Genomic DNA, 16,021 nt, shown 5'->3' with positions numbered 1-16,021 from the left:
TTCTTTGGCTCGTCCCCGCGCAGCAGAACCAGGACCGGCCGTCGTTCTCGTTTCAAACGGTCCCGGTGAGCTGACAACCTGGGTCAGACCCCTCGCGGAACGACTGCATTCCAGCCTTCGCTTGCGACCTCGGTCGTCGGAGGCACCAGCCTCCCTGCATCTGGTGTTGGTGCCCTGTCCCAATGCCACCGGCCAGGAGCGCGCGGCAGCGGAGCCCTGGGGCTTGTTCGAGCGCATCGTGCCGGCTGGACGCTTCTGGTTGCTGCTGCTGCGTCCCCGGCGCTACGGCCCATGGCCGCAGAAGGGTGTTGTGGTCTTCCTGGGAGGTGATCAGTTCTGGACTGTTCTTCTTTCGGCCCGTCTCGGCTACCACCACATCACATATGCCGAGTGGGTGGCGCGCTGGCCGGGCTGGAACGATCGGATTGCGGCGATGTCGGACGCGGTGCGCCGCCAGCTGCCGGTGCGTTACCAGCCCCGATGCCGCGTGGTCGGCGATCTGATGGCGGATTTGTCCTCCTTCGCTCGCCGAGAGGATCCTCTTCCCGGGGGCCAGTGGGTGGGCCTGCTGCCTGGGTCCAAGCCGGCCAAGTTGAGCGTCGGTATGCCGTTTCTGCTCGACACCGCCGATCGTCTGGCTCGGTTGCAACCCGGATGTCGCTTCCTGCTGCCGTTGGCACCCACCACAAGCGTTGATGAGTTGCTGCGTTTCGCCGGCACATCCAACCCGATTGCTGCCCGCTACAGCGCTTCTGTGGCGTCGGTGGAGCAAGGCGAGTCGGTGACGGAGTTGGTCACGAGGGCGGGGACGCGGATTCGTCTGCTGGAGCAGCATCCGGCCCATGGCCCCCTGAGCCAGTGCGCCCTGGCCCTGACCACGGTCGGTGCCAACACAGCCGAGCTCGGCGCCCTTGCCGTGCCGATGATCGTGATTGTTCCCACCCAGCACCTGGAGGTGATGCAGGCCTGGGACGGCGGGCTGGGCCTGCTGGCGCGTCTGCCGGGATTGCGGCGTCTGATCGGTGTTCTGTTGAGCCTCTGGCGTCTGCGCAACAACGGGTTGATGGCCTGGCCGAACATCAGTGCGGGCCGCGCCGTGGTGCCGGAGCGGGTGGGGGCGATCACACCGGCGGACATAGCGAAGGAGGCCTGCGATTGGCTGGACGCCCCCGAGCGGCTTGAGGGCCAGCGCCAGGACCTCCAGGCCTTGCGGGGAGAACCCGGGGCGGTGGCCGCGTTGGCTGCAGAGGTGAGGGGGTTGCTTCCCCGAGAGCTCAGTGGTTCCTAGGCTGCGCCCCACTCTTGTTCCGACGACCATGTCCTCGTCCAATCCGGTCGAACGCAGCGCCGAGGAGTGGAAGCAATCCCTGACGCCGGAGCAGTTCCAGGTGGCCCGCTGCGGTGGAACGGAGCGGGCTTTCACCGGGGCTTACTGGAACAACAAGGCCACTGGGATGTACCACTGCGTCTGCTGTGGTGCGCCGCTGTTCAGCTCTAAGACCAAGTTCGATTCAGGCACGGGCTGGCCCAGCTTTTGGGATGGTGTCAGCTCCGAGGCGATCACCACCAAAGCGGATCTGACCCACGGGATGGTGCGCACCGAAATCAATTGCGCTCAATGTGATGCCCACCTTGGGCATGTCTTCCCCGATGGCCCCGCGCCAACGGGCCAGCGCTACTGCGTCAACAGCGCATCGTTGGATTTCAAGGCGTCCTGAACAATTGTCGGCGCCTTAGATCCGTTCACCAGGGATCGTCGAGATCCTGGCTCCGGCGCTGGGGCGCTGAATCCTCCATCGGTTCCACATCGAGAGGTTCGCCGGACTGCTGAACCGCGCGGCGGGAGGCTGGCATGGCACGCCGCGGAGGCTGTTCCTCGTAAGCAGGCTGTTCTTCATAAGCAGCCTGTTCTTCGTAGGCAGGCTGCTGCTCGAAGGGTGCAGGTTCGTTGTAGGTCCGTGCTCGCTCAGGCGGCCGCTCGTCGTAGCGAGGAGGCTCGGTGTAAGGCTGCTCGTCGTACCGCTGGGGCTCATCGAGGTAGCGGCGTTGCTGCATCGACTCCTGTCGCCGGTCCTCCAGCTCCACATATTCCAGTTCCGCATCAGCCTCAAACCGTTCGGCTTCTGAAGCCTGAAGACGCCGTTGCTCTTGCTCCTGGGGTTGTCCGGAGGTGAGCTGATTTTCCACGGGCACCAGATTGACGCGGTACCGCTCCCGCTCCTGCTCTTCCCAGCTGGGACCACCGACTCCCAGCTTCTCAAGCACCCCGCTGTTCAGCTGTTTGAGCTTGTCTTCGGCACCTTCGTAAACAATGATCCGATCCGGGCCACTGCTGACGATCTCCTCCACAGGCATTTCCCAGGTGCTCAGCACTCCTTCCCCCAACAGGGGCACGCCCAGGGCGCCCATCACCAGGGTGGCGAGCTCTCCGGTTTCGATGTCGAAGGCGAAGCCGAGCACCCGCCCCAGCTGCTCGCCCGACTCAGTGATCACCTGGCAGTTGATCACCCGGCTGTAGCGCTCGGGGTTGAAGTTCTCGCTGAGGGAATCGGCCGAATCCACCAGGATCACATCGCCCACCTGACGGATCCGGTCCAGCGGCATCCAGCGCGGCAGGCCTGGCAGGAACCGGGTCAGGGGATTGTCCCGCAGCCCCACGGCCACCACTTCACGGCGGTCGATATCGACGATCACTTCACCCACCACCCCCAGGCGGCGGCCGGTGTCACGGGTGATCACCTGGGTGCCCATCAGTTCGGAGCGCAACCAGAGTCGATCGCTGGGCACGCCGGTGGTGATGGCGTCGTTTGGGGTAGGGGTCGGGGTCAAGCGCGGGCCCTCGGCCATGGACATTCAGATCATTGTGGCGCAGGGGTTCCGCCTGTCACGTTCAGATTGCACAGCGAAAACTCCGATCGTTCAGGCGGCGTCCGGTAAACCCACCACCTGGGTGTGGGCGCCGCGGGCCTGGGTCACCCCGATGGTGCGCTGGGCTGCGCCGATCATCGGCCGGCGGTGGCTGACCACCATGAACTGGGCTGCCTCGGCCTGACGGGCGATCAGGGCTGCGAGACGCTCCACATTCACGCCGTCGAGGAAGCTGTCCACCTCGTCGAGGGCATAGAAGGGCGACGGCCGGAAGCGCTGCAGGGCAAACAGGAAGCTCAGGGCGGTGAGTGATTTCTCCCCACCCGACATCGAGGCCAGGCGCCGCACGGTTTTGCCCTTGGGATGGGCCACCAGGGTGAGGCCCCCTTCCAGGGGCTCATCCGGGTTCTCCAGTTGCAGGTGACCATCACCATCGGAAAGTGAGGCGAAGATCTCGCGGAAATGGCCATCCACGGCAGTGAAGGCCTCCATGAAGGCGTCCTGGCGCAGGGTGGCCACGGTTTCGATCCGCAGCAGCAGTTCCTCCCGCTCGCTGTTGAGTACCTCGAGCCGTTCGTTCAGTTCGTTGAGCCGCTCTTCGAGGGCCTCCAGTTCCTCCAGCGCCAGCATGTTCACGGGCTCCAGCGCTTCCATGCGCTGTTGGATGGCCTGCAGATCGGCCTGCAAGGCCTCGAGCCCTGCCAGGCGCAAGGAATCTGGGATCTCCGGCCTTGGGTCCGGCAGGGCCTGCTCCATCTCCTGCAGGCGCACCGCACCGCTGCGCTGCTCCTCGATCAATCCCTCGCGGTCTTCCTTGAGCCGTTCCAGGTTCCATTCAGCCTGCTGCAGGGCCTGACGCTGGCGGCCTACCTCGGCTTCTGCGGCATCTCTGGCCCGGCGCTGGCTTCCGAAGCGCTCCTGCAGGTCGCTCTGCTGCTGCTCGAGCTGTTTCCGCTTGTCCTGGAGGTCGCTCTGCTGCTGGCGCCAGGCTCCATGGGCGCTGGCCAGGGCCTTCACACCCTCCTGCAATCGGGCTTCTTCGGCGGCCAGGGCCTTCTCCTGGTCCCCCAGTCGTTCAATCGCCAGTTGCCGTTCACGGCGGGCATTCAGCCGCTGGTCGCGTTCGCTGCGGGCCGCCTCCAGCCGTTGGTCGGCGGCTTCCTGCTCCGTTTGCAGTTGGGCCCAGGCGGCGGCATCGTCGTTGTTGCCGCTGTTGCGCTCTGCCTCATCCAAGGCCTGGAGCTCAGCGGTGAGTGGGGTGAGTGCAGCGCTGATGGCTTCGAGCCGCTGCTGTTGCTCGGTCTGGTCCTGCTGCAATCTGCTGAGCCGTTCGGCCCGCTGGCGGCTGCGCTCGAGCAAGGGGCCGTGGTTGCGCCGCGCGGCATTGCGCTCGGCGATTAATGTCGCCTGTTGCTTTTCCAGTTCGCGCAGCTGGGGTTTCTGCTGCTCGATCAGTTGCGCCAGCTTCGACTCCTCCCGCCGGCAGGCCACCAGGGATTCCCCTAGTTCCAGCAGGCGCCGCCGCAGGGGTTCGGCTTCGTCCTGATCGCTGCTGCGGCCGAAGCTCAGGCTGCTGCTGCGCTGGGAGAAGCTACCGCCGGTCATGGCGCCGCTCTTCTCCAGCAGCTCCCCGTCCAGGGTCACAGCTCTGGAACGGCCCAGTTGTTGGCGGGCGCTGGCCAGGTCGGAGAACACCAAGGTGTCCCCGAAGACGTAGGCGAACACCTGGTCGTAGACGGGCTCGAACCGCACCAGTTCCACGGCCCGGCCGATCAGTCCAGCGCCGCTGTCCCCACCTGGGCGTGCTCCCCGGGCAAAGGCGGCCGATGAGCCCCCGCCACCAGGAGCGCGGATCTTGTTCAGGGGCAGGAAGGTGAGCCGGCCGGCACGGCGGCTCTTGAGCAGTTCGATGGCGCGGGCGGCAATGCGGTCGTCGTCGACCACCACCTGTCCGAGACGGGCCCCTGCGGCCACTTCCAGGGCGAGGCGATGACGATCCTCCACCTCCCCCAGCTGGGCTACAGGGCCGTGGATGCCATCGAGGCCGGCCTCCAGCAGCAGGCGCAGGGCGCCGGTGCCGCGGCTTTCCTGAAGGGCATCCCGCCGGCTCTCCAGGCGAGCGATCTCCCGTTCCAAACGGGTCTGCTCCTGTTCCAGTCGGCTGCGGGTGCGCTGTTGGATGGCCAGGGATTCGGCGGTCTGCTGGAGCTCCTGTTTGCCGTCGGCAATGGCTTGCAGCAGGGTTTGCCAGGTCTCCTCCAGGGTTGCGAGCTGTTGCTGCACGGCGTCGCCATCGGCGCCGTCCTGCTGCTGCTCCTGGGTGAGCTCCTCCAGTCGTTCCCGTTCCTGGCGCAGCCGTTCCTGCAACTGCTGCTGTTCCTCCGATAAGGGAGCGACGCTGCTTTGCAACTCCTGCCGGCGACGGCTGCGGCGCTTCTGTTCCTCCACCCAGGCGCCGGAGCGGCCTGCCACATCCGCCAGCCGGCGACGGGACATCTCCACCGCCGCTTCAGCGGCTTTGCAGTTGTCGTCTGCGGCGCTCAGGGCATCCTGATGGGGATCGCGTTCCAGCTCCCGTGATTGCAGCTGCCACTGCTGGCGACGGGTGGCGAGGTCATGGCGCTGCGCCTGCAGTTTCTGGCCTTCCTCCTGGTGGAGGCTGGCCTGGCGCTCCAGTTCGCGGCTGCTGGTGTCGAGGCCAGCCAGTTCCGCCTGAACCGCCAGCAGCTGGTCTTCCCCCAGGGCCTTCACTTGCTCCTGGAGCTGCTCCAGTTCGGCCACAGCTTTGTTCAGCTGCTCCCGGCCGCTGGCGATGGCCGCGGCGTCTTTCTGCTCCTGGGCTTCCAGCGCCTGTTGGCGCGTGGCCAGATCCTTGAGGGCCTGCTGGGCGGCTTCGTAGGCCAGCACCATTTCTTGGCGTCGCCCCAGCTGCAGCCGTTCCCTGAGCTCCTGGTACTGCCGGGCCTTGGCGCAGTCCTTCTCCAGCCGTTGGCGGCTGGCCAGCAGTTCCTGCTCAATGATCCGGCAGCGCTCCTGGCGCTCCTGCACGTCATCAAGTTTGCGGCGGGTCTGTTCGATCCGGGTGTCGAACAAGGCAACACCGGCCAATTCATCGATCAGGCCGCGGCGGTCGCGGTTGCTCATCGACACGATGCGGGTGACGTCCCCCTGCATCACCACGTTGCTGCCCTCGGGATCAATCCGGAGTCGGCGCAGCTGGGTCTGCAGCTGCTGCAGGTTGCAGGTCACCCCGTCGGCGCTGTAGCTGGAGCTGTAGGAGCCCCCTGGCATCACCCGCAGTTTGCGGGTCACCGTCCATTCTTTTTGCCCCGGTTGAATCCAGGGCCCCTCCGCCGGTGCCTCCAGGCCTTCCTCGGCGGCATCAGGTGTCCAGTCGCTTAGATCAAAGCGGACGCTGACGGTTGTTTCAGCGGCCTTGCCAGCCTTGAGCATGCCGCTGTTGACCAGGTCCGGCAGGCGGTCAGCCCGCATGCCACGGCTGGTGGCCAGGCCCAGGCAGAACAGAACACCGTCGAGGATGTTGCTCTTGCCGGAGCCATTGGGTCCGGTCACGACGGTGAATCCCTCCTCGAGAGGGATCGTCATCGCTCCGCCGAACGATTTGAAGTGCGTCAGCCCAACCTGATTGATATGAACCAACAGGATCCGGGGCTGTTAGCAGGCCGAAACTAGCGGAACCCACGAAAAGCTCAAGGGTTCGATAATGAGCAGTGCCCAGCTGAGATGCGCAGGCAGCCCTGAAGATCGCCCTCGAGCTGCAGGGTCACGTCTGCATCCGTGGCCTTGGGGAGCACGCCGCTGTAGCTGCCGGTATAGATCCGTTCAGCCCAGCCCCGATTGCCTGAAACGGCAGCACTGCGAATTTCCAGCCAGACCTTTCGATGGGCCGGCAGCGGAACCGCTGGTTGGGCCTCTGCGTTGAGCTGCGGCACTGTGGCCAGCCGCCAAGTTCGACAATTGGGCCCGTCCTCCAGCAGTAGATCGAAATGGCAACCAGAGGGGTCGTCCGGTGCTCCGGTGTGACGCAGGAGGGCGTATCGCTGCAAAGACTTTCCCTCAGCCTTCAGTCTCCCTACCCTTCTAAAGCGTCCTGCCAACGGTCTTTATGGCCTCGCCATCGCCGCAATCCAACGGCAGATTCGAGCACCACTTCCGTGAGCGGTTTGAAAGCCTGCTGCCGACGATTCAGGAGCGCTGGCCGGATCTTGCTGAGCACACCCTTGAAGCCACCCGGGGGAGTGTGGATGAGTTGGTTCGGTTGATCGAACAGAACACAGGCCTGACGCCCCAAGGGGTTCGGGAGCAACTGGAGGAACTTCTCCACAGCGCCACTGATCGAAGTCGCGACTGGGCCGACAGCCTGGATCCCCTCGAAGAGCAACTGGAACAGCTGCTGGATGAGTTGAACAGCACCCTTCGGCCGAAGATCGAGGCGCCTGTGCGCCAGCGACCACTGCTGGCTGTGGGTGTTGCTCTAGGTGTTGGGTTGCTGCTGGGCAGCATGCTTCGCGGGGGGAGGCGTTCCTGATGGCTGATCAGGACTCTCCCCGCGGATTTGGAGCGGCAGGTCGGGTGACAGCACTGGCGGCGTCAGTGATGGATCTGCATGTGCGGATTGCTTTGCAGGAAGTGGATCGGGAGAAACGTCGACTGATCAGCGGTGGCTTGTTCCTCGCCATTGGCGGCACCGCCATGTTCCTGGCCTTGCTGGCGGGCCAAGCATCGTTGCTGTTGTGGATTCAGGCCCAGTGGGATCTGGAGTGGATGCGTGCTCTGTTGAGCCTTGCCGTGGCCAATCTGGTGCTGGCGGGCATCAGTTTGCGCATTGGCGGCCAGGTGCTGAAGGGGCCGTTCCTGCCGCAGACGCTGGAGGGACTGATGAAAACGGTACGGGCAGTCATGGGACGCGTTTGAACGTTTTTGCGAATGCTTAAGGCTGCGTTAATCTCGCTTTAACGTTCGGGCCGTGGATATTTGGGGCTGTTTAAAACTGTTGACGGCTCAGAAACTGGCTCTTTTTTTGGTCGAACAAAAGGAAGCATCGCATCGAGCCTGATGCCGACACATTGATGATTGTTGCCGGTCCTTGTGGATCGGGAAAATCTTCGATCCTTCAAGCGGCTTACAAAGTAAACTTGCCTTTGTTTGGTGCTGAGTATCAGTCTTGCTTTGGAAAATCTTGCAAAGACAAGACCTGCGTTGAATATCCGGATTTCAAGAAAGCTCTTCGGAAGAAGTCATTTTTTCAGGCCAGGCATGTCAAGTCGCTGATGCTTGAGGATTCGTTGCCTCGCCATGTGTTGCTGCATGTGGACCTATATCAGGTGTTGCTTGGTATTGATCCTTCTTGCTATCCACGCTCCTTGAGAATGCGTGAAGCATTGAGGGCAATTCGGCTTGGAAAAAATATTGAAAAAAAACGCATGGCTTCAAAGCGGGGAAAGCGATCGTTTGCCAGTTTGCAGATTGCTTCGGAGAATGATCAGATGATGCGATTTTATCTTCAACGCCGATTTTTCATGCGTTTCAAGCGCATTCTTGTTAACACAGTGAACTGCAATTTTTTCGATACAGCTCGGCAGCTGGCTGTTCGTAAGCAAAAGAGGAGCTCGAACTCGCGAAGGCTTGAGCAGTGTCGAAATAAATACTTTTTGGCTCCAGAGGCCATCGCTCAATCCATTCATCGCGAGCTGTATGCGTCTTGGGAGAGGAATCTTTCGATGCTTGACCCCGCTGCCGTTTTCACCACGCAGGTCTCTGCATCTGGGGATCTTTTGGTTAACGGTTCGCTGATTGTTGCGGATTGGAGCAAGCGTTTTCAGCGAATCTCGTATTGAAGCCAGCGGCAATCGATGCCGCCATTGCTTACAGGAATTCGGCGTGATGCTTTAAGCCGCAGCGCACCGGTGAGCTTTGGATTGCCACTCAGCAGCCACAGTTGCCAGCCGGAAGCTTCCTGCCGAACGAATTGACCCAGGGCGCCATACAGCGCATCAAGCTCCTGTTCGTCACCGATGCGCTGGCCGTAGGGCGGGTTGCACACCAACACCCCCGGGCCGTCAGGTAGCGCTTCGGCTTGGAATGATCCGGTGTAGATGCGGATGACTCCACCCAGCCCGGCGGCCTCCACGTTGGCGCGGGCCTGATCGGCAATGGTGGGATCTGTCTCAATCCCCAAGAGCAGGGGAAGTGTGAGGTCTCCCCTGCGGCGTTGCCGGGCGCGATCGACTTCTTTGTCCCACAGGTCGGGCTGGAAATCGGCCCAGCCCTCTAGGGCAAAGCGGCGCTCCAATCCCGGGGCTTGTTGTAAGGCTGCCAGAGCCGCTTCGATCAGCAGCACACCAGACCCACAGCAGGGGTCCACGAGGGGCTCGCTCCCATCCCAGCCCGTTAAGCGAATCAGCCCAGCGGCCAAGTTCTCCTTCAAGGGTGCGGCACCCATGGCGGCCCTGTAGCCGCGGCGGTGCAGGCTGCCGCCACTGCCATCGAGGCTCAGCTGTGCTTCTCCGCGGCCGAGGTGGAGGTGCAAGGAGAGGTCGGGGTTGTCGAGATCGATCGAGGAACGTTCCCCCCAGAGATCCCGTTGTGCATCCACAAGGGCGTTTTTGACCTGTAAAGCCGTGAAATGGCTGTGGTTCAGCCCTGGTGCCGTTCCGGTTACATCCACGCGGAAGGTCATCGAGGGATGCAGCCAGCGCTCCCAGTTGAGGGCGTGGCGGATTCCGTCGTAGAGGTCATCCCGGCCCTGGCAGGGGAAGCGTGCCACCTGGCGCAACAGCCGGAAGGGCAGTCGAGCCTGGAGGTGCAGCCGGTAGAGACAGGCCATGTCTGCCTGGAAGCTGACGGCACGTCTGCCAGCTTTCACGGTATGGGCGCCAAAGGCGCTGAGTTCTTCGCCAGCGGCTGCTTCCAGGCCTTGTGGCACAACTGCCACAGCGGATAGCCGGTTTGTTCGACCCAAGGCCTTGTGCTCCAGGTCACCACTCCTGTCAGAATGACAGGGTCCGGCTTCGTCGGACTAGGTGATCCACACCAGTGTTTCGGACAGCGGTTCGATTCCGCTCAGCTCCATTCCCCCTCACGGGGCTGCAATGGTTTCGACGGGGCATGAGGAGGGTGACTGAAGCCTGCTCGGTGAGAGCAAACCCGTAACTGCGAACAACATCGTTCGTTTCTCCCGTCAAGCAGCCCCTGTTGCTGCCTGACCCTTTAAGGGAGATGGGGTGAGGTCAGCCTTATCACCCAAATGACTCATGGGGGCTGGAAGGCCCCCTCAACTATTCCAAGGCATGGGTTCTCGCTATCCTTGAATTGTCCTGCTTGCTAATCAGGACAAATTTCAGGACAAATTCATGGGTGCTTTGGCCGCGGCGGAACGGTCTGAGATCAGTGTTTTGGATTACGCGATCCAGCGACTGGATCAAAAGGATTTCCGTGTTCGCTTGAGGTCAGCTCTTGATGAGGTGGACCTGGATTCACACACCTCTAAAGCTCTCAAGCGTGTTCTTCGTCGTCGGGGGCTCCTTTGATGCCGAAGAGGGTCGAGGTCGTTGATCGAGTTCAGGTCGCTCACTCCAAGCTCTTGGAGGGCTTTAGCTGTACTGCTGTTGTGGCGTACCTGGCGGAGACCAAGGGGGTGAGCCGTAGAACAGCGCAAAGAACTGTTCAACAGGCTTACGCCTTGATCAGGGAGGACATCGACAAGGCGAACGTCCAGCGCAGTGATCTTGTGGCTCAGGCCATTCATTTGCTTATGGAGAGTGCACGTCTGGGCTTGGCGCAGAACAACCCTGGTGCGGTTGTCGGTGCAGTGGCCCAACTCGACAAGCTCTGTGGGCTTCAATTTCCCGGGCGGTAATAGCTTTTGATGCTTGATCTGGAATATCTTGAAAGCCTATGTTGTAGAGCTAAAAGACAAATTAGGGACTAGGCGAGGTCTTATTTATTGTGCAGTCCTTCGAGGGGGATGTTCTGTGGGTTGAAACATAAAAAGTCAATGTCTAGCGAGATTCAAATTCTCTGCAATCCTGATGAAATTTATTCAGCAATCAATGATCGGCTCACTGGTCAAGAGAAAGTCAAATAGACTCCTATTGACAGGGACAAAATTAATTTCTCCGGAATTTATTTTCATCAGATCGCTTTTTATTTCCGGAAATAGGGGAATTAGCCTTTCCCGTGGTCTAATCATTTTTACATCATGCCTTACATTAAGACTGCGATGATTTGCAGCAATCCTCAGAAATCTATCGCCTATAGGTGCAACTTGCAACTCGCCATTTTCATACGACTCGTAGCATCTCTCTAGAAATTCAAAGGTATTCATTAATCCTGAAATTGAATTCAAAGATCCTGCATAAAACGAAACGTCTAATTTGAGATCAATGTTTTTCTTGATCGAAGGAGACGTTAGTATTTCATTGTCCTTCTTGGAGAGAGCCTCCCAATCGATGTACTGCCTTTCTTCAAAAAGTATTTCGGACTGCACTCTACAGTACGCATCATATTTATTGTATCTATCGACTACCGCGTTAAACGCTAGTTGGTTTATGTATGATAGGGGAAGAGAGCTTCTCCATGAGCGTTCATTTGCAATAAGACTTTTGGGGACAGCGATTGTGCCGATTTGTGTATGGTAGTCCTCGCAAAAAGGATGTATAATTTCCTCTGCTATAGGAACTTTTTGCGAAATAATATTCAATTCATCTCTTAGCTCTCTATCCTTTTTGAGGTATGTATTAACTCTTGATGCTTCATAGTTCTTGCCTGTTCTGCGCAAGCATTCATGTATTTTAAATTTGTCTACGTTTCCTACGTTATCCCAAATGCAGAAAAGAAAATCGTATTCACAATTATGGAGAAGATTGTCGACCCAGTTACTTATATTGTCTGAACAATTGCGAAGTTGTCCCGTTACAATGACTAGAACTTTTTGCATGGTTTGAAGCACTGGGTAGTTTTTGTGGTACAGATTCGATATTTTTTGCGTCTAAAAATCTCCTCTCTCCGCTCTCAAAGCGCTGACATTTATTCCTGTAGCAATATCCGATATTATTTCACCTTCTTTCCTGATGCTTTCTTTTGCAAGCTCTAAGACAGTTTTAAAGTGCTTTTTTGGTATGCAAATAGTTCCTTCGTTGTCGGCGAACATCATGTCTCCCGGACTAATGAAAACTCCGTCAATACAAATTCGATTGTTCATAGATGAATATACTGCCCTATTTTTTACATCTTGGCATGTGATCCCTTTGGCGAAAACTGGTAGTCCTAGGCTACAAACTGCTTCTTGATCACGCGTCATTCCCCCTATAACTGCACCGATGGCGCCAGATCTGATGGCTAAATTGGCGTTTAATTCACCAAAGTAAGCAAACTCTTGGCAATCATTTTGTACGCAAATAACGTCACCTGGCACGAGAGTTTCATAATGCTTTAATGCATCATAAACTTCGTCGAATCTATCTTCTTTTGATTTTCTGCGAAGATGCATTGTCTTTGCGGGGCCAAAAATCTTTGCGTTGTTTCGGCATTTTTGATTTAATCCTCTTATGATTTGTGATTCAAGACCTAGGCTATCGAGTATATCTGAAATTATTGGACTAGACAGCAAAGAGGACAAATTTCTCAGCAAGTTCCTTTCCTGCTCTCTTTTCCCGGCTGCTAATAATTGCGCCATCTCTAGGTCCTCTTCATAATTAACATCAACTGCTTCAAGCGGTTTCGCTTCTATCAAGCAAGGATTCCTTCCAATTCTTCTTTCAGTGTCTAAAGCAGCTTCCCTGGAACATACATAAAGCCCCATGGTTTCAACAGTAGTGCTTTCAATATCAGCACTATTGGGGATGGAATCAATGCTATACAAAGGAAGGTCATTCTTCCACATATAAAACTTTTCTTTTCTGACTAAAAAACTGGAATCCCAGCAAGATCCATCTTGAGACATTTGGCCGACTTTCGAGAAACAATTTTTTATTGTATTATTTTCAATAAATGGAGATGTGCAAAGATGTTGCGCAATGACTTGGTGATTGCAGCTAAAGACTTCATTGAGGAAAAGCTTATTTCCATCGGTTGCGTTAGTGGCTAAAGCTGGATCACGTATTAAAGGCTTGAATCCTTCTAAGTGACTTGCCATCTTAAATATCTCAGGACATTCACTGTCTAAATATACTTCATAATCATCTCCTAACTGCAATAATTTTTCGAGTGTATGAAGAAACAGGGGTTTTCCATCTAGCAACCTTGTATTCTTGGAAGCAACTCTTTCGCTATTGCCTTTTGCGGGGAGAAATATTGCGTATTTTTTCATTTAATTCTTGATCTAATAACAATTTTAGCCCCCTAAGCATGAATCCGGTCAGTGGCTCCGAATACTTCTTGAATCGTAATAAATCAGGGTGCGATGCTTGTCGCTTTAATCATATTGTTAATTCTTTTGCCTCGTCAGCAATGGCGGAGTTTTCATTGCCGCCTAACTACTTTCCAGCAGCCGTGTCAGCTGTGCCTGCAGCTTCAGAGCACCAACTGCATTGCTGTGTTGCTTGCAGCGGATACTGGCTTCGATGATTTCGTCTAGTAGGACTAGTCCTACAAACGGCTTCTGATGTCTTGCAGCAGCTCCCGTTCATGCCGCTCAATTTCTTGAGCCGCTTTGATCTGTTCAGCATCGATGTGGTTGCTGATGCAGGCGCGAACCATTGAACGCAGAACATCTGGCCTGATGGCATCAACCTCACAGCTGATGTCAGAGCCAAAGTTCTTGGAACGGCTGTCTGTGGCCTTTGTTGGCCGTGTCGGCAACAGCAGCTCTGCAATTTGGTCTTCGTTGACCGCAACCCGCTTGAATGCCAAGGCGTCGGAGTCAACAAACTCCTGAAGGCGTTGCTCAGTGTTCCGGCTGATGTCGACGCCAGAAGGGTCAAAGTCGCCGAAGTAGTAGATGCTGGCTTCACCACCCCACCTTTCTTCAAGTTCCTGCTGGATCGTTGCTGCGGCGCTGTGTAGGTAAGACAACGACGGGTAGCCACGAGTGACCATCAACGGCACGTCGTATTCCCTGGTGACCTCGTACAGAACGCCTGAAAGAGCGTCCTTTTCAAGCCAGACCTCAACGTATTGATCGTTGGTGTTTGGATTCCACAGAGAGCGTCTGTAGGCCCGTTGTGCCTGCTCTAAGCAGTCATCAAGACCGCCATAGGTCATTGGCTTTCTGATCCAACGGGTGTTGTCAGCGAGCCAATGCCAAGGCAACTCACCACCAACGCGCATATTTGCGGTGAGACGACATACGGTCTGTTTGTACTCAGCCTCCGTTTTGTTGATGACGCCAAGGGTGGTCAGTTGATAGAACAGCTGCCTGACGGTCATTGGCTGCATCTCTCTGCACAACTGGTAGATGCGGAGCTTGATGTGATCGATTTCAGCTTTGGTACGTCTTGCCATCAGACGACCTCCGGACGTGGGCCCCATGCCGGATCGTCTTCACCACCTATGTACGGAACTGTTGTTGAAGTGGGGGTGTGCGTGACATGGGAAAAATCGCCAACCCCATATAGGTATTCGGGACGCCCACGCTTGCCAGTTCTCCGCGGATGCCGCTGGAGCCGACCCTGTTCAAACAGGTCAAAGCAAACCAACCGGGCATGTTCTGCGTTTCCACCGAGAGCTATCACCATCTCGTTGATGGACATGTAGCCGTGCTGTTGAACATGCGTAAGGACCCTCGCTCCCAGCCTTTCTGCGTCGGTGGGTAGTTGCTGGTCTTGTTCATCCGCAAGCCACCAGTTGTATGTCTCACGGTCCCGATGAAGAAGCCATTTGGTGCCTTCCACGATGTTTCGCTTGCCGAGGGCATGGAGTGAAAACCGCTCGACCTCAAGGCTTGTCAGTCCCCAGCAGTCTTGAACGGCCGCACTGATCGTGTTGATACCGCTGATGTCTTCCCACTGAATCTCCGTACGCTTTCGTCTGACGCCATTGCCGCCTTGGCGGGTCTTGTTGAGATGGGCAGTCGTTAGAAGCAGTACGTTGTTGTTAACCGCTGCTTTGTTGAGCTTGTACAGAAGGTCGACAATTTCAAAATCAACTGTCCGCTGCCCTTCGCTGCTCAGCACGGTGGTCAAGCTGTCAATCCCGATGACGTACCACTTACGCGACTCAATGGCTTCGAAAAGCTCTTCAAGAGGGAACGGACCTTCGGGGTAGATGACATCGAAGTTGCGTTTCAGCTCCTGTCGCCGGAACTTCCGTTCAGCGAACTTCTCAGGTTCATCTCCTTGGATCAGCAGTGCATTCGCTTGTTCTGTCTTGAACACCCCCAGAAATGGAGTTCCTTCTTGAATTGCCTCTATGCAGAGGTTCATCAAGGTGGTCTTGCCCGTGCCTGAATCGGCAGCCAGTAAAACGATGCCGCTGGCTGCGAACTGGTTAACCCGCCAGATTTTTCCTAGGTCCCGCACACCCCCCTGGGCAGAGTTTGCGATGAGTTCAGCCAAGTGACTTAGGTCTGGTTCAGGCTCCTGGCTCACGAAGGGGTTGTCCTCCTGGACTCCATTGAGCACGTCCTCTATGGATGCACCGTCTGCAATCCAGTCGGCTACGTCCAGCCCGCCATCCTTTGGCATCGCACCATTCCACTCAGGTGTGCCGGGGTAAACCAGTAGCCACCGACAGCCGGGATAGGCGCTCGCCACTTTGCGGGCGTACTTCACCCCCGCCTGATCTTGGTCAGCCACCACAACCACTCTTGTTGGATCGAAGTGGCCGCCATCCCGTTCCGGATTGAAACCCTCACAACCGCCAAGGGTGGCCACAGCGTTCAATCCGAGTCGCCTCAAAGCATCAGCGCATGGCTCTCCTTCAGGGATGAACACGTAGGGCGCTCCATCTATGAGGGCTTGCTTTGCCTCACTTAATCCGTAGGGAACAACCCGATCTGCCAGTTCTCTGGGTCGATAGCCATCAATCAGGCTCTCCTGCCAGATCTTGCGTTTGCCCTTTCCGTCATCTGTCCGGTGAACTTCCAGCGTCGGTTGGCCCTTTTCATCGCAGTAGACCCAGCTGCGGCGACCTTTGGGGCGGATCGATTTCAAGGTTCTGTTCGAACCTTGATTTGGATTTATCGCGGGGGACA

The 16,021-nt window shown here is 57.4% G+C and carries 14 protein-coding genes; 6 read left to right on the top strand and 8 right to left on the bottom strand.

The window, feature by feature from the left end; genetic code table 11:
* Positions 1–4: 4 nt before the first annotated feature.
* Positions 5–1,288 (top strand): hypothetical protein, encoded by a 1,284-nt coding sequence (locus SYNCC9605_RS11260; RefSeq protein ID WP_011365195.1) that lies wholly within the window; start codon positions 5–7, stop codon positions 1,286–1,288.
* A gap of 28 nt (positions 1,289–1,316) precedes the next feature.
* Positions 1,317–1,718: a peptide-methionine (R)-S-oxide reductase MsrB gene (gene msrB / locus SYNCC9605_RS11255; protein ID WP_011365194.1), complete on the top strand. Its 402-nt coding sequence runs from the start codon at positions 1,317–1,319 to the stop codon at positions 1,716–1,718.
* 25 nt (positions 1,719–1,743) lie between these two features.
* On the opposite strand, the gene SYNCC9605_RS11250 is transcribed toward msrB, so the two are convergent.
* The 3 genes from SYNCC9605_RS11250 to SYNCC9605_RS11240 all read right to left on the bottom strand — a co-directional run bounded on the left by SYNCC9605_RS11250 (position 1,744) and on the right by SYNCC9605_RS11240 (position 6,935).
* A complete protein-coding gene (locus SYNCC9605_RS11250) occupies positions 1,744–2,829 on the bottom strand; it encodes a PRC-barrel domain-containing protein (protein ID WP_011365193.1) in 1,086 nt (361 codons plus the stop codon).
* 90 nt (positions 2,830–2,919) lie between these two features.
* Positions 2,920–6,528 (bottom strand): chromosome segregation protein SMC, encoded by a 3,609-nt coding sequence (smc, locus tag SYNCC9605_RS11245; RefSeq protein ID WP_011365192.1) that lies wholly within the window; start codon positions 6,526–6,528, stop codon positions 2,920–2,922.
* 50 nt (positions 6,529–6,578) lie between these two features.
* Positions 6,579–6,935 carry a hypothetical protein gene (locus tag SYNCC9605_RS11240; RefSeq protein WP_011365191.1) on the bottom strand — a complete coding sequence of 119 codons (357 nt, stop codon included), beginning with the start codon at positions 6,933–6,935 and terminating at the stop codon, positions 6,579–6,581.
* A 59-nt stretch (positions 6,936–6,994) separates the two neighbouring features.
* Here SYNCC9605_RS11240 and SYNCC9605_RS11235 point away from each other — a divergent pair, with 59 nt between their 5' ends.
* From SYNCC9605_RS11235 to SYNCC9605_RS11225, 3 genes are all read left to right on the top strand, one after another.
* Positions 6,995–7,417 (top strand): DUF883 family protein, encoded by a 423-nt coding sequence (locus SYNCC9605_RS11235; RefSeq protein WP_011365190.1) that lies wholly within the window; start codon positions 6,995–6,997, stop codon positions 7,415–7,417.
* Positions 7,417–7,803, top strand: a complete 387-nt coding sequence (locus tag SYNCC9605_RS11230; protein ID WP_011365189.1) for a phage holin family protein — start codon at positions 7,417–7,419, stop codon at positions 7,801–7,803. Before SYNCC9605_RS11235 ends, SYNCC9605_RS11230 begins: the two co-directional genes overlap by 1 nt.
* Positions 7,804–7,958: 155 nt before the next feature.
* Positions 7,959–8,726: a hypothetical protein gene (locus tag SYNCC9605_RS11225; protein WP_011365188.1), complete on the top strand. Its 768-nt coding sequence runs from the start codon at positions 7,959–7,961 to the stop codon at positions 8,724–8,726.
* Here the strand turns inward: SYNCC9605_RS11225 and SYNCC9605_RS11220 are convergent.
* Positions 8,708–9,850 carry a THUMP domain-containing class I SAM-dependent RNA methyltransferase gene (locus tag SYNCC9605_RS11220; protein WP_011365187.1) on the bottom strand — a complete coding sequence of 381 codons (1,143 nt, stop codon included), beginning with the start codon at positions 9,848–9,850 and terminating at the stop codon, positions 8,708–8,710. The two genes, SYNCC9605_RS11225 and SYNCC9605_RS11220, sit on opposite strands and share 19 nt — an antisense overlap.
* A 567-nt stretch (positions 9,851–10,417) precedes the next feature.
* Between SYNCC9605_RS11220 and SYNCC9605_RS11215 the strand changes: the two genes are divergently transcribed.
* The gene (locus SYNCC9605_RS11215; protein ID WP_156783123.1) at positions 10,418–10,747 is read left to right on the top strand and encodes a hypothetical protein; all 330 of its coding nucleotides are present in this window, start codon (positions 10,418–10,420) and stop codon (positions 10,745–10,747) included.
* A gap of 183 nt (positions 10,748–10,930) precedes the next feature.
* Here the strand turns inward: SYNCC9605_RS11215 and SYNCC9605_RS11210 are convergent, their stop codons facing one another.
* From SYNCC9605_RS11210 to SYNCC9605_RS11195, 4 genes are all read right to left on the bottom strand, one after another.
* Positions 10,931–11,668: a hypothetical protein gene (locus SYNCC9605_RS11210; protein WP_156783122.1), complete on the bottom strand. Its 738-nt coding sequence runs from the start codon at positions 11,666–11,668 to the stop codon at positions 10,931–10,933.
* A 210-nt stretch (positions 11,669–11,878) separates the two neighbouring features.
* Complete coding sequence (locus SYNCC9605_RS14115; RefSeq protein ID WP_011365184.1) at positions 11,879–13,198, bottom strand: cytidylyltransferase domain-containing protein; 1,320 nt, start codon at positions 13,196–13,198, stop codon at positions 11,879–11,881.
* A gap of 278 nt (positions 13,199–13,476) precedes the next feature.
* Positions 13,477–14,331, bottom strand: a complete 855-nt coding sequence (locus tag SYNCC9605_RS11200) for a hypothetical protein (RefSeq protein ID WP_011365183.1) — start codon at positions 14,329–14,331, stop codon at positions 13,477–13,479.
* Complete coding sequence (locus tag SYNCC9605_RS11195) at positions 14,331–15,980, bottom strand: AAA family ATPase (protein WP_041435178.1); 1,650 nt, start codon at positions 15,978–15,980, stop codon at positions 14,331–14,333. The genes SYNCC9605_RS11200 and SYNCC9605_RS11195 overlap by 1 nt, the downstream gene beginning before the upstream one ends.
* Between the last annotated feature and the right edge of the window lie 41 nt (positions 15,981–16,021).

Source organism: Synechococcus sp. CC9605, from assembly GCF_000012625.1.
Lineage (GTDB): Bacteria > Cyanobacteriota > Cyanobacteriia > PCC-6307 > Cyanobiaceae > Parasynechococcus.
This window is presented reverse-complemented; position numbering and strand designations above follow the sequence as displayed.